At 44.9% G+C, this 13,975-nt stretch carries 12 protein-coding genes; 7 read left to right on the top strand and 5 right to left on the bottom strand.

Features of this window, described 5'->3' with window-relative positions; all coding sequences use genetic code 11:
* Positions 1–94: 94 nt before the first annotated feature.
* Positions 95–1,324: an AAA family ATPase gene (locus QUB33_RS21945; protein WP_333354186.1), complete on the bottom strand. Its 1,230-nt coding sequence runs from the start codon at positions 1,322–1,324 to the stop codon at positions 95–97.
* Between the two features lie 141 nt (positions 1,325–1,465).
* The gene (mutS, locus tag QUB33_RS21940) at positions 1,466–4,093 is read right to left on the bottom strand and encodes a DNA mismatch repair protein MutS (RefSeq protein WP_333354183.1); all 2,628 of its coding nucleotides are present in this window, start codon (positions 4,091–4,093) and stop codon (positions 1,466–1,468) included.
* A gap of 748 nt (positions 4,094–4,841) precedes the next feature.
* Between mutS and QUB33_RS21935 the strand changes: the two genes are divergently transcribed.
* The 4 genes from QUB33_RS21935 (at position 4,842) to QUB33_RS21920 (ending at position 8,383) form a co-directional block, all read left to right on the top strand.
* Positions 4,842–6,008 (top strand): zinc-dependent alcohol dehydrogenase, encoded by a 1,167-nt coding sequence (locus QUB33_RS21935; protein ID WP_333354178.1) that lies wholly within the window; start codon positions 4,842–4,844, stop codon positions 6,006–6,008.
* Between the two features lie 27 nt (positions 6,009–6,035).
* Positions 6,036–6,245, top strand: a complete 210-nt coding sequence (locus QUB33_RS21930) for an acetyltransferase (protein WP_333094800.1) — start codon at positions 6,036–6,038, stop codon at positions 6,243–6,245.
* A gap of 367 nt (positions 6,246–6,612) precedes the next feature.
* On the top strand, positions 6,613–7,467 hold the full coding sequence (locus tag QUB33_RS21925) for a manganese catalase family protein (protein WP_333354175.1): 855 nt from the start codon (positions 6,613–6,615) through the stop codon (positions 7,465–7,467).
* A 229-nt stretch (positions 7,468–7,696) separates the two neighbouring features.
* Positions 7,697–8,383, top strand: coding sequence for an HAD family hydrolase (locus QUB33_RS21920; RefSeq protein WP_333354172.1), 687 nt, complete (start codon positions 7,697–7,699; stop codon positions 8,381–8,383).
* Between the two features lie 40 nt (positions 8,384–8,423).
* On the opposite strand, the gene QUB33_RS21915 is transcribed toward QUB33_RS21920, so the two are convergent.
* A complete protein-coding gene (locus QUB33_RS21915; protein ID WP_333354169.1) occupies positions 8,424–9,578 on the bottom strand; it encodes an AAA family ATPase in 1,155 nt (384 codons plus the stop codon).
* Between the two features lie 15 nt (positions 9,579–9,593).
* Positions 9,594–10,385, bottom strand: a complete 792-nt coding sequence (locus QUB33_RS21910) for an RNA ligase family protein (protein WP_333354166.1) — start codon at positions 10,383–10,385, stop codon at positions 9,594–9,596.
* Between the two features lie 134 nt (positions 10,386–10,519).
* On the opposite strand from QUB33_RS21910, the gene QUB33_RS21905 reads away from it, so the two are divergent.
* The 3 genes from QUB33_RS21905 to hpxZ all read left to right on the top strand — a co-directional run bounded on the left by QUB33_RS21905 (position 10,520) and on the right by hpxZ (position 12,529).
* Positions 10,520–11,389, top strand: coding sequence for a prohibitin family protein (locus tag QUB33_RS21905; protein ID WP_333354163.1), 870 nt, complete (start codon positions 10,520–10,522; stop codon positions 11,387–11,389).
* Between the two features lie 236 nt (positions 11,390–11,625).
* Complete coding sequence (locus tag QUB33_RS21900; protein WP_332982885.1) at positions 11,626–12,045, top strand: peptidylprolyl isomerase; 420 nt, start codon at positions 11,626–11,628, stop codon at positions 12,043–12,045.
* A 91-nt stretch (positions 12,046–12,136) separates the two neighbouring features.
* Positions 12,137–12,529, top strand: coding sequence for an oxalurate catabolism protein HpxZ (hpxZ, locus tag QUB33_RS21895; RefSeq protein WP_333354159.1), 393 nt, complete (start codon positions 12,137–12,139; stop codon positions 12,527–12,529).
* 206 nt (positions 12,530–12,735) lie between these two features.
* On the opposite strand, the gene QUB33_RS21890 is transcribed toward hpxZ, so the two are convergent.
* Positions 12,736–13,860: a THUMP domain-containing protein gene (locus QUB33_RS21890; protein ID WP_333045060.1), complete on the bottom strand. Its 1,125-nt coding sequence runs from the start codon at positions 13,858–13,860 to the stop codon at positions 12,736–12,738.
* Positions 13,861–13,975: the final 115 nt, after the last annotated feature.

The following is a 13,975-nucleotide window of genomic DNA, read 5'->3' as shown; positions in this document are numbered from 1 at the left end:
CGCTTCTGTGATTTATTGCGTAAGCGTTGCTTGCCGTAGGCGTCGCATCCCTCTTTAAAAACTGTCCGGAGTATTGTATAAATACGAATCTCCCTTACCATCGGTTTCCTCCGATGTGTCCCATCCGCCACAAATCTCCTAGAGTGTACTTTTCCAGCCATTTTTTAAGTTGCTGAGGCTCTAGACGGCGCAAGTGACTGCCTGTGTTATTCTGTTCGCAAACTAAGACGGATTCGGGAACTTCACTCAAACCAGAAACTAAAGCATCAGAATGAGTAGTAACAATTATTTGAGTTCTTTTAGATGCCGCAATTAGCAATTCAGCAACAGTCGATAAGATATCTGGATGTAACCCTAATTCGGGTTCTTCAATACAAATCAGGGGTGGTGGACTTGGGTGGCAAAGTAAAGTCAGCAAGCACAAATAACGAAGGGTACCATCTGATAAACGGGTAGCAGGAATTGCTCTCTTGAATTTTTTATCCCTGAGAAATGTTTGTATTGTACTGCCTTCAAGTCTAGCTGTGATGTCACCTACTGCCTCGTAGAACTTTTGCAACTGCTCGATTAGTAAAGGTTTAATACCTTGGAAATCTAAATCGAGCAAAACATGAGCAAGGTTACTTGCATCTTCTTCAAGGAAGTCATTTGGTAAATCAGATGGTTGGGGCTTTCTTGGTGGCGTGTACCTGCCTAAATTCCATTCCCGATAAATACGGATATTGGAAAATTGATTGTTTAAGTATGCTAATTCAGGGTAAAAATCTTTGTCTTGTTTTTGGGACAAAACTGATTGAGAAGGATTTATCTCGTCACGGCGAAGATGGCGTTCGCCCCTATTAGTGTATGTACTTGTTCCCTCTTCTGAGACCTTTCTAATATTTAAGACTGGATTGCCATTTTGATAGCGGTAGAAAAAATATACATCTTTATAACTTGGGCCAAATTTTTCTTCATTTTCTACAGCTTCATCTACAATTTCTAGTTTTTGACCTACCATCGTGAAAGAGATTTGATAGCGTAAGGGGATAGGTTCTTCAGGGTAATCTACGGTTGCCTCGATTGTAGCTGTTGGAATATTGTTGGAATTTTTTTCATCACCTTTCCAAAGCCACTCACCAATACCGCCTCCTTGCCGAAATGGAGTATTTATATCATTGGGTGTTGACTGTAAAATCCCCACGGCATCGATCAAGTTGGACTTGCCAGATGCGTTGGGGCCAATTAACACATTCAGGGGTTGAAGTTCTATTTCCTCTCCTTCACTTCCGTAGGATAGAAAGTTTTTTAAGCGAAGAGTTCGGATAAATCTTTTGCCTTGCATCTCATCCTCCTATTTAAAGCTTTTGATATCTTCAATAAGAGTATCACATTTTCGTCATTTTAAGGTCAGTAATGCCCCGATTACTGGCCTTAAAATAGAGTTGATAGCTAAGCTCTGGATTCGGAACCCCATTCGCTCATTTCAATCGTCAAAAATATCCAACTGTTCGCCCTCAGACTCTTTTTTGCCATCTTTTTTAACACCTTTCCGCAGCCCGATCGCAATTTTGCTATGTTTCTCAATCTGCTTCATCACCTGTCTCGCCCTGTCAATCACCGACGGCGGTAAACCAGCTAATCTCCCCGCTTCAATTCCGTAAGATTTGTCAGCACCTCCCGGCTGAACTTGGTGCAAAAATACGATTTGATCCGGCAATTCTTTCACTGTTACCTGATAATTTGCGACATTATCTAAAATAGAAGCTAACTCATTTAACTCGTGATAGTGAGTCGCAAAAATTGTCCGCGCCCGAATCTCAGTTGCTAAATATTCTGCCACAGACCAAGCAATCGAAAGTCCGTCAAAGGTCGCCGTTCCCCTGCCAATTTCATCTAACAAAACCAATGATTGCGGCGTCGCGTGATTGAGAATATTTGCAGTTTCGTTCATTTCCACCATAAACGTAGACTGACCTGTTGCCAAATCATCTACTGCGCCGACACGGGTAAAAATGCGATCGCAAATTCCCAAACTCGCAGCTTTCGCCGGCACATAACTGCCCATCTGCGCCATTAACTGGATCAAACCCACCTGCCGCAAATAACAACTCTTGCCACTAGCATTCGGCCCGGTTAAAATAATTAAATCTGGGCGGTTTAGCGATTCTTCCCGACCCAAAAAAGCAGAATTAGGTACAAAAAATCCCGGCGGCAAAGACTTTTCCACCACAGGATGACAACCTTCAATAATTTTAATTTCCCGACTTTCTGTCATAGTCGGGCGGCAGTAATTCTGGTAAACTGCTACTTCTGCCAAACCGCACAAAACATCGGCCGCCGCCACGGCACGGGAAACGTTGCGAATAATTTCGGCGTGTTCTCCTACCTCCGATCGCACTTTAGCAAAAATATCGTATTCCAATTGATTTAAATCTTCCCGCGCTGTCAGAATTCGCACTTCCCTTTCTTTTAATTCTTCAGTGCTATAACGTTCTTCATTGGTGAGAGTTTGCTTGCGGGTGTAGTCCTTCGGCACTTGATCTACTTTCGATTTGGTAATGCTGATGTAATAACCGAAAGCTTTATTGTAGCCTACTTTTAAATTAGAAATTCCCGTGCGTTTTCTCTCAGTTGCTTCTAAATTAGCAATCCATTCTTGGTCGGCTGATGCCGTTTGGCGCATTTCATCTAGCATCGGATTGATTCCCGACCGAATCAAACCTCCTTCTTTTAAATGAATCGGCGGTTCATCAACTAAGTGCTCGTGAATTTTACTTGCTAATTCTTCTAAAATTGGCGGTACATTTTGCAGCGCTTTCAAATAGGGCGAGATCCCTTGGGCTGCGATCGAGGCTAATTCCGGCAGTTTTCCCAGAGAATCAGCTAAAGCGACCAAATCCCGCGCGCTAGCTGTTCCCGAACCGGCGCGGCCTGTCAGTCTTTCGATGTCGTAAATTTGGCGCAGCAACTGCTGAAAATCTTGGCGCAGACCGTTATTTTCTACTAATTCTTGAATCGTGTCATGTCGGGCGCAAATGCCTTTAATGTTGAGCAAAGGTTGCAGAACCCAGCGGCGCAAAGCGCGGCCTCCCATTGCGGTGCTGGTTTTATCTATCGCCCACAGTAGCGAACCGTGAAAAACCCCATCTCTCACTGTTTGAGTAATTTCGAGATTGCGGCGGGTTTGGTAGTCGAGTATGAGAAAATCGGTGAGAGTGTAAGTATGCAATCTTTGCAAAGAAACTGCTTTTTCCTTTTGAGTTTCTTCAATATATTGCAGCAAACCGCCGGCGGCGCGAACTGCGAGGGGCAAATGACCGCATCCCATACCTTCAAGCGATCGCACTTTGAATTTTTGCAGGATTCTCTGTTTTGCTTCGGGCAAAGTAAACGGAATTTGCGATCGCAAAGAATAGCAAAACGAATTCGGCAAACAATCGGGTAAATGCTCGGATTTCTCTCCGGGCCTCAACATAGTCACCAAATCCGGCGCATTAGTCGGTACCAAGACTTCCGAAGGCTGCAAGCGCAGCAATTCAAGAGTTAATTCTTCTAAACTGTCTGCTTGGGTAGTGACGAATTCTCCCGTAGAAATATCAGTATAAGCCAATCCCCAATGTTCCCCAGCGATGACGACGGCTGCTAAAAAATTATTTTGTCTGGGTTTGAGCATTCCGTCATCAGTCAAAGTTCCGGGAGTGAGAATTCGGGTAATTTCTCGCTTGACTTGGCGGCCTTCTTTCGCAGCAATCGAGGCATCTTCAACTTGGTCGCAAACTACTACAGCATACCCTTTTTCTACTAACATTGAGGTGTAGCGGTCGAGGGCGTGGTGCGGCACTCCTGTCATCGGCACTCTGCCAATTTCCTTGCCGCTTTCTTTGCTAGTACAAACAAGTTCTAATTCCTGCGAAATAGTAACTGCATCTTGGAAAAAACACTCAAAAAAATCTCCGACTCTAAACAATAAAAGTGCGTGGGGATACTGTTCTTTCACTTCCACATACCGCTGCATCATCGGCGTCAGCTTGGTGAATTCTAGTAGGCGGTGGTCGGCATTGCGGATGTTGGGTTGATGGGGGTCTGTTGGGGTAGATGCAGTGTAAGGCATAAAAGGCGATCGATAAATTTTAATCTTTAACAACTTTAGCGCAAGCTCGGCTTTTAACTATAACTAATGATACAATATTTGACGATTAATCCCCCTTAAGCAGGGTGCGTAATTCTCAAGATTTGGACAGAGTGTTGAGCTATACAAAAGTCACGCGCCCTGCTTAATAATCTATAAACCCGCTTTTACTTGAGAAGTTTTCGGTCGCTTTTTATCTAAAGTGAGCCAAAACATCGGTTTTAGTGAGATTAAGTGAGAAAAATTTAGTTTTTGTGAGATGAGAGCGATCGGCGATCGACAAAAACAATCTCAGCTATGTAGTTGTTAGCTGTTATAGCAGATGTTGAAGGAATAAAGAAGAAGGAAGAAGGAAGAAGCAAAAAGGCTTTAGTTATCTAGGAGAGAAGGAAAAAGGCTTTAGTTATCTATGAGAGAAGGAAGAAGCAATCTTCGGCAACGGTTTCAGCAATTAAGAACGTTCTAAACGTCGGGTGCGGTTGCTATAACTGTTGGGGCTTAACAGAAGAATGTGAAATCTCCCGCACTTTAGCCGGGGGAGAAACTTTACATTTTTGTTATTGAAAACAGCCGGAAGATAGATTTGTAAATTATACCTTAGATAGAGATAAAATATATTTTATATGCTTAAAATTAAATAAATCCAAGTTAGTAATTAATCGGCGTAGTAAGTTTAAGATTTACAATCAAAAATCTGCTAGCTAGTAGTTAACTAGAGGAGATCGAAATAATGAAAGCTCTTTGCTGGCACGGAGCAAATGATGTGCGAGTTGATAATGTACCAGACCCAACAATTATCAACCCGCGCGATGCAATAGTTAGAATCACGTCTACAGCAATCTGCGGCTCAGATTTGCACCTCTATGATGGCTTCATCCCGACAATGCAATCGGGCGACATCATGGGGCACGAATTCATGGGGGAAGTAGTCGAACTCGGCAGCCAAGTCAAGAACTTAAAAAAGGGCGATCGCGTCGTCATTCCTTTTACTATTTCTTGCGGCAGTTGCTTCTTTTGCAACCGCGATTTGTGGTCGCTGTGCGACAACTCCAACCCCAATGCTGGGCTGGCTGAAAAAATGTTCGGTCATTCCCCGGCGGGACTGTTTGGCTACTCGCATTTAACGGGCGGCTATGCAGGAGGTCAAGCAGAATACGCGCGGGTTCCGTTTGCAGATGTCGGCCCTTTAAAAATTCCCGACGGACTTTCTGACGAACAAGTATTGTTCCTCACTGATATCTTTCCTACCGGTTACATGGCGGCCGAAAACTGCGACATTCAGCCGGGGGATACTGTAGCAGTTTGGGGATGCGGGCCAGTCGGACAATTTGCAATCAGAAGCGCGTTTATGCTGGGGGCCGAGCGAGTAATTGCGATCGACCGCATACCGGAACGCTTGCAAATGGCGGCTGCGGCCAAAGCTGAAATCATCAACTACGAAGAAATAGACGCCGGGGAAGCCGTCACCGAAATGACGGGGGGACGCGGACCCGACTCTTGCATCGACGCGGTGGGAATGGAAGCCCACGGCACCGGTCTCGACGCTTTGTACGACAAAGCCAAGCAAGCCGTGCGGTTGGAGAGCGATCGACCTACGGCCCTGCGACAACTAATCGTCGCGTGTCGCAAGGGTGGCACAGTGTCAATTCCCGGCGTTTACGGCGGCTTCGTTGACAAAGTGCCATTAGGTGCAGCTTTCAACAAAGGCTTGACCATGAAAATGGGACAGACGCACGTTCACCGCTATTTGCGGCCTTTGCTCGATCGCGTTCAAAAAGGCGAAATTGACCCGTCATTCGTAATTACGCACCGAATGAAATTGGATGAAGCGCCCCACGCCTACGACATTTTCAAAAACAAAAAAGACAACTGCATCAAAGTTGTCCTCAAACCCTAACTCGCATTTACCCTTCACGGAAAAACTATGCTTTTACAAGAAAAAGAATCAGGCGACTTGATTGAAATCCTCGATGTAGATGCTTTAATCAGCCCTACAAAACAAGAAGTTCCGGGAAAAAATCAAGCTGGTCAAGAAGAGCAAGAGAAAGCAACTTTTCCAAAAAGTAATTTAGTTTTTCCTTCCGGTGAAGCTCTGCCGCGCTGCTGGACTGAGGAAAATTATCAAACTCATTGATTCAACTGCTTCTTCCAATCCCCCTTAACAAGGAGGATTGGAAGGTAGGGGATGGACACCGCACATAAGTGTCCGCTCAACCCGAAAAACCGCTCTCCGATAGGGGTTAAAACCCCAGCAGAAGAGCGGTTTTGACGTGTTTTTTGACAGCCGGAGGACACAGCGCTGTGTTTGTTTAAATAGAATGTAAGCTCAACCAAATTTAATATAGTCTTTAGTTCGCGGGCGCGAGAAACCGCATTAAACTAAAGTGATAAACATAACCGGGTTTGATTGAATTTCTTTATGACTAAAAGCTGATTCCCTCCCTCACGGGCAGCGTTAAAACTAATGAAAGTTAATCAAACAACCCTGGGAGGAATTCCCCATGTTTTACCATAAGAAGCCACTACAGTATTACAAAAGACCAGAAAAGCCAGATGCCGTTTACGCCAAGAAAATACAAGAACTAATTGGCGGTACATTTGGCGAAATGACCGTGATGATGCAGTACCTATTTCAAGGTTGGAACTGCCGAGGTCCTGCTAAATATCGCGATATGCTGCTTGATGTCGGTACAGAAGAAATCGGGCATATCGAGATGCTAGCAACTATGATTGCTCACTTGTTAGATAAAGCTCCTGTATCTATGCAAGAAGAAGGTTTCAAGGATGCTGTGGTGGGTGCTGTGATGGGTGGAAACAGCCCGCGAGATGCGATCGCCAGCAGCATGAATCCGCAGCACGCAATTGTATCGGGTTTAGGCGCACTTCCTAGCGACAGCGTAGGGTATCCCTGGAACGGTCGTTATATCGTTGCTAGCGGCAATCTTTTAGCAGATTTTCGCTCGAATTTGCACGCCGAATCGCAAGGAAGATTGCAGGCTGTGCGGATGTATGAAATGTCAGACGATCCGGGCGTGAAAGACACCCTGAGTTTTATGATCGCCCGCGACACGATGCACCAAAATTTGTGGCTGGCGGCGATCGAAGATTTAGAAAGTTCGGGAATGGAAACAACGCCCGTTCCGAGTTCCTTCCCGCAGGAGTTGGAAAAGTCAGAATTTGCTTATCAGTTTTGGAATCATTCTGAAGGTTCCGAAAGTAGCGATGGACGCTGGGCGAAAGGCAAATCAATGGACGGCAAGGGCGAGTTTGAATATGTAGCCAATCCCCAACCGTTAGGGCCAGAACCAGTACCCCCGCCGCCAGAACCCAAATTGCACGGCACTGGCATGAAATAGCCAATCAAAAAGTTAGTAGTGGAGTTTTCCGTCCCCGATTGAGTAATTAAGTAATGAAGGACTAAAGTGCTTACTCCTAACCTAACAAAAACTAAAGTTCTTACTACGAACCCAAACCTTCGTAGTAAGAACTTTACTACATGATTGGCTAATTAATTAGTTAAGGACTTCAGTCCTTACTACAAATCAGGTTTGGGCAAGAAGTATAATAACTAACAGCAAATAACTTATGCAATTGCAAGCAGTAATTCTCGATATTGACGGTACTCTGACGCTCAGCAATGACGCCCACGCTCAAGCTTGGGTAGAGGCATTTGCTGCTTACGGCTACGAGGTGCCGTTCGATAAAATTCGCCCGCTAATTGGCATGGGAGGCGACAAAGTTATACCCAAAATGGTATCAGGACTTTCCGACGAAGCAGGCGACGGGAAAAAGATTGCACAGCGGCGCAAAGAACTGATTATTAACCGCTTTGCTCCCGAACTTTCTCCAACCCCCGGTTCGCGGGATTTGCTGTTAAAAATGCAGAAAGAAGGATTGCGGCTAATTATTGCTACTTCAGCGACCACCGAAGAACTTTCCGGTTTGCTGAAAGCTGCACAAGTTGACGATTTATTGGATCAAGCGCAAGCGGCGACATCTAGCGATGCAGAAGCTTCTAAACCGGAACCGGATATTGTGGAAGCTGCTTTGAGCAAATTGCAGATGGAAGCGAGTCAGACTGTGATGTTAGCTGATACTCCTTACGATATCGAAGCTGCGGGCAAGTGCGGGGTGCCAGTAATTGCTTTTCGGTGCGGAGGTTTCGATGATGCTTCGCTGGCAAATGCTGTGGCAATTTACGATCACCCTGCTGATCTGTTGGCGCATTATGACGATTCTATTTTAGGGAAAAAGGAATTAGTAGCGCGTTGAAGTAAGATGGCTAACTGCGGCGCATCGCCCCTAAAGTAACCTAATCGGTTACGATCCGATCGACTTGATGCGCTTCTGTGATGTCTGGAATATCCAGCCGGGCAGCTAATTTGCGAATGACTGCTTCCGGTACAGTTGCTGTGCGCGATCGATTCCGGTGCAATATTTCTTCTAGAGGTACTTCTAGATAAACAATGCGAATCCGCGCTTGGTAAGCAGCAAAAAAAATAATTAATTGCTGCCGCATTTGTTTAGTTGTATTCGTGGCGTTCCACACAAAAGAGCGCCCCTCATTTATGTATTCGCGCGCTCTTTGTTTGGCGGCTGTGACCACATTTCCAGGGGTTTCGTCTGGAGGGACATTCATCTCTTTTCGCAGTGCATCGAGCGAGATTACTGGCAAATCTGGGAGATTTTTCCGAATCCAATAATCTTTACCGCTTCCGGGCAAGCCAGACATCAAAATTACTTCGCATTTAGTGTCGTCAAATGCTTCGTAATCTGGGTTTCCATTCTCTTTGCGGAAGTAGATAAATCTACTGTGTGCTGAGGGAAATTGTCGGGGAGAATCCAAACAATTATTTTCTTGACAAAACTCCCGAAATAGTTCTATTTTATCGAGCAGTTCTTGTCTGTCGCTACACTGTCGGCCCCGCACGTCTGCTTCGGCTAAAAGTGCGAGGAAATCGCAGCGGACAACTTGACTGACTTTAATTACAGACTGCTGGGGGTTGGGTTTGTCGATCAGCCAGATGGGTAAACTGCCGAATTGGACGATCGCCACAACTGTTTCGCGAATCTCAAACTGCACAGGCGGCTCGAATTGAGATAAAATTTGTCTGACCATTCTCGCACCTTGGCGGGCGTGACCTTTTGAGCTAATTCTGCCGTCGGCTTCTATTTTTGTAAAGGCTGGTTTGGCGACATCGTGCAGCAAAGCGGCGGCAAAAAGTATCGATCGTTCTTGCACGGGTAATTGACGCCAATTTTGGGATGAGATTAATGCTTCGCAGACCATTCTGGTATGAATTAAAACGTCTCCTTCGGCGTGATAAATCGGGTCTTGCTGACATCCTTTTAAGTTTTGAATCCAATCGAAATGATTTTGAATGCTGTCCCAATCCAGAAACCAATGGGGCGGTTCGGGACAAAAGGGAAAAGTCCAAGTGGCTGAGGGCGATAACAGTGTATTCATAAATTCACCTGCTGGTTAACTAAAATTAAATAAATTCACATCGGGACGCAGAATATTGGGTATAATCGGGCGATTTAGCCAATGTCCTTCGGCATTTTTAATAGCCGTCAAAAAACTGGCACGCACGTATTTGTAACGTGCCTTTACTATGCCATCTTCTTCGACTTTAATGTACAGCCCCTCCATGCGATCGCTCTTGTCAGTCTCTTTCAAGCATCGTTCTTCATCTAATCCCAATTCCCCGCAGTACAAACGCAACCGTTCCAAATGTCCGGATTGAATAAAATTAGATTTTTCCATAAACTGCATCATGTGCTTGGGAGATTTCAGCACTCCATAAAACAGCACGGGAACGGACACTAACGGCAGTCCGCTTAACAACTTCTGGCGGGATTCTGTACTCAGAAATTGACTGGTTTCTAAGTCCAACACGTCATATTCCATAAAATAGTGTGGCAAAAAATCATAAAAAACAGTGTGTTTGGCATAAAGCCATTCGCCGTAAAGAATGTAGCGATTTCCCAGCACTTCTCCCAGGGTTCCGCTGAGACTGAAAGCCCACTGTTTGAATAAGTTAAAATGTTTTTCCCTCGGCCCGCCGGTGAGATAGTGGCCGCGACTTTGCAGCAGCATTTGTCCATCTGGTGCGAAGCTGATGCCTGTATTAGCGCCGTCAACCTTTTCTTCAATCACTGTCGGGCGATCGATCAGGGCGCTAAATGGCACGCTGTCGAGGTCTTCATCACCCGGTTGGAAACGCGAACCTTCTATGTGATAAGTTCTAGGATATTTAACAATTTTGAGCATCAGCCACTCCCTTTTAGATTTTAGATTTGAGAGGCGACCCATCCATTTTTGATTTTAATTTTAGATTTTAGACTTTAGATGCGACCCAATCTATTTAACCATTATAATGGAATGAGCACAAAGGAGCGTGTAAGTTGAAAACTCAAAATTTCCAGAGCATATCATCAGCAATCGCTGGGGTTCTATTAGTAGGCGCGCTACTCATCGGTTTAAACTCTTTTGTCGTCATCAATCCAGGCGAAGCAGGGGTAGTCAGTGTTTTAGGAAAAGCCACAGATGCAGCATTGTTAGAGGGGTTTCACCTCAGACCCCCGCTAATATCCAAGGTAGATGTGTACGATGTAACAGTGCAAAAATTTGAAGTTCCCGCCCAGAGTGCTACTAAAGACCTTCAGGATTTAAATGCTAGTTTTGCGATCAATTTTCGCCTCGATCCTGAGAGAATAGTTGATGTCCGAAGGACTCAAGGAACTTTGGAGAATATAGTCTCAAAAATTATTGCTCCTCAGACGCAAGAAGCATTTAAAACAGCGGCTGCACTGAGAACTGCCGAACAATCTATTACTCAAAGAAGTGAACTGAAGCGAGACTTTGATACTGCGCTGAAGGAAAGGCTATCAAAGTATGATGTAATCGTACTCGATACGAGCGTTGTTAACATTCGATTCTCGACAGATTTTGCGAAAGCGGTTGAGGAGAAACAGGTCGCTGAACAGCGGGCGCAAAGGGCTGTTTATGTGGCTCAGGAAGCAGAACAACAAGCTCAAGCTGACATTAACCGCGCTCAAGGTAGGGCGGAAGCTCAAAGACTTTTGGCTGAAACTTTGAAGGCTCAGGGCGGCGATTTAGTGCTGCAAAAAGAGGCGATCGAAGCTTGGAGAAGCGGCGGCGCTCAGATGCCAAAAGTGCTGGTTATGGGCGCAGGTTCGAGTCGGGTTCCTTTCATTTTTAATATGAGCGATATTCAGGAAGAACCCGATCACCCGCCAGTGACCAACAATTAAAATATGACAGAGGGTGACAAACCCGGTGTCTGGGAAAATATTGGTTTTGCTAACCCGAAATCTCGCAATAAACCGGGTTTCCTCCGAAAGCGCACATAAGTCCTATGAGAGTTGCGGGAATATGCTACACTTCTGAAAGCCACAATATAACGACAGTTTGAAACCTGTCGCTATAAAAGCGAAGTCCGCAATTAACACGCAGGCAACACACTCATTTTAGGAAGCAAGGAAAAATCATGACCCGCGCTATAATGGAAACCGACAAAGGCACAATCAATTTGGAATTGTTTGATGCGGATGCGCCTAACACAGTGAAGAATTTTGTTGACTTGGCGGAAAAAGGTTTTTACGATGGATTGGCTTTTCACCGAGTCATCCCTAACTTTATGATTCAAGGTGGCTGTCCAAAAGGCAATGGAACAGGCGGCCCCGGCTACAAAATCAAGTGCGAAATTAACTCCAACAAACATTTGGCAGGAACTTTATCGATGGCTCACGCAGGTAAAGATACGGGTGGTAGCCAATTCTTTATTTGCCATTCTCCCCAGTCTCATCTAGATGGAGTGCACACAACTTTTGGCAAAACTGAGGATATGTCTGTCGTCAATGCTATCCGCCAAGGTGACAAGATTATTTCGCTCAAAATAGAGCATTAATTTTCTCTAATTAGTTTCGTTTGCAATAAGGAATTTAGTCCTTATTGCAAACAAAACGTGTGAAATTTAAGAGTTTTAAAATCTCAAATTTATGACGGTTATCAATGATTATGCTGTGGTGACTGAGTTAACTGAACTATATTTAAAATACGAAAAAGCTCTTTGTACGAATGATATTGAAACTCTTGATAATTTGTTCTGGGATGCGCCGGAAGTCGTGCGGTTTGGGGTGACGGAGAACCTCTACGGGAGCGATGAGGTGAGGGCTTTTCGCAAAGGACGATCGCCTGTAAATGTCGATCGAGAAATGTTCAACCTCAAAGTCGTGACTTTCGATGCAGACACAGCCGCTGTGACGCTGGAATTTCGCCGTGTAATGGATGGAGTGGTAAGGCTGGGGCGGCAAAGTCAGATGTGGCGCAAGTTTCCTGAAGGGTGGAAGATTGTTTCCGCTCACGTTTCTTTTTTGCCGATGGAGGGATGAGAGGTGACATACCTCTGATCAAGGTGAAATAATTCCCCCAGTCGGTATTTGAATTTGATTATTGGTGAGCAATTTAATTCGGCAGATATTCTTTTTTTCCTTTACTATTAGTGCCTCTCTCTGCCTTGTCACCTATCTTCTGCTTTCTTGGTTCTCCACTTTTGCAGTAGCTTGCTCATTACCGCTATTTTCCCTACTCCGATCCCCTAATACAGTTCATATTTGAGCAAAGTACACGGAATCGAGCCATTGAAAACAGGAATTCGCCGCGATGTCCTGAGTCCCACTTTTTTACCCAACTCCTTATTTCCAGTCAAAATAAACGCATTCCAACCTTTAAAACGATTCTTGAAAATATCCCCTAACATCTTGTACAAATCTCCCAATTCGCTAGCATCTCCCAGGCGCTCTCCGTAGGGAGGATTGCAAATCAGAACGCCTCTGTCTGCGGGGGCTTCCAACTGAGATAACTCGGTTTGAGCAAACTGAATCTTACCAGAAATACCAGCTTGCTGCGCGTTCGTGCGAGCTTGAGTTAACATATCGGAATCGCGATCGCACCCTGCAATCACCTCTTTAAGTTCCGGTAACTCACTATTTTCAGCTTCGGCCCACAATTTATCCCACAAAGGTTCGTCAAAATCCCGCCAACTCATAAATCCAAACTTTTCTCGAAACAATCCCGGTGCAATATTCAATCCCTTTAACGTCGCTTCCAAAGGCAAAGTTCCAGAACCGCACATCGGGTCTAAAAACGGCAAATCAGGCGTCCATTCTGCCATCTCCAACAAAGCCGCAGCTAGGGTTTCTTTGAGGGGAGCAAGCCCCATCGCTGGTCGATATCCCCGGCGGTGTAAACTGCCGCCAGAACTGTCTAAACTTAAAATAGCTCTATCTTGATGAATGTGAATGTTAATTAGCAAATCGGGATTCTCTACATCGACATTAGAACGCTTGTTAAATTGAAGACGCTGTTGGTCGGCGATCGCATTTTTGACCTGCAAAGCTGTAAAGTGAGTGTGGTTCAAATTTTCGTTGCCACCGGTGCAGTTTACTGCTAAAGTATTGTCGGGATATAAGTATTCGTCCCAAGGGATTTTTTGCACTTCGCGGTAGAGCATATCCGAGTTGTAACACCGGAATTCGGCGATCGGCATTAGCACTCGAAAAATTGTTCTCGACCACAGATTGACGCGGTACAATAAAGCCCGATCGCCCGCAAAGTAAACCCCTGTAAAATCTGGCTTGACATCCTGCGCCCCTAAACGTTCTAATTCTTGGGCGGCAATAGTTTCTAAACCGCGCGCAACTGTAGCAAAATATTGATTCATTGATAATTAGTAATTGCTTTTTCTCGATCGCCCTAAATTAGATAGTAGCTGGTTTTAATCCTAAGCCTCACAAAGAATACTCTACCTTAAGCTAGATGCCTCGATAAAAAAAAAT

Origin of the sequence: Microcoleus sp. B3-A4, from assembly GCF_036705385.1 — a bacterium.
Taxonomy (GTDB): domain Bacteria; phylum Cyanobacteriota; class Cyanobacteriia; order Cyanobacteriales; family Microcoleaceae; genus Microcoleus.
The sequence above is the reverse complement of the archived record's forward strand: the minus strand, read 5'-3'. Positions and strand labels throughout refer to the sequence as shown.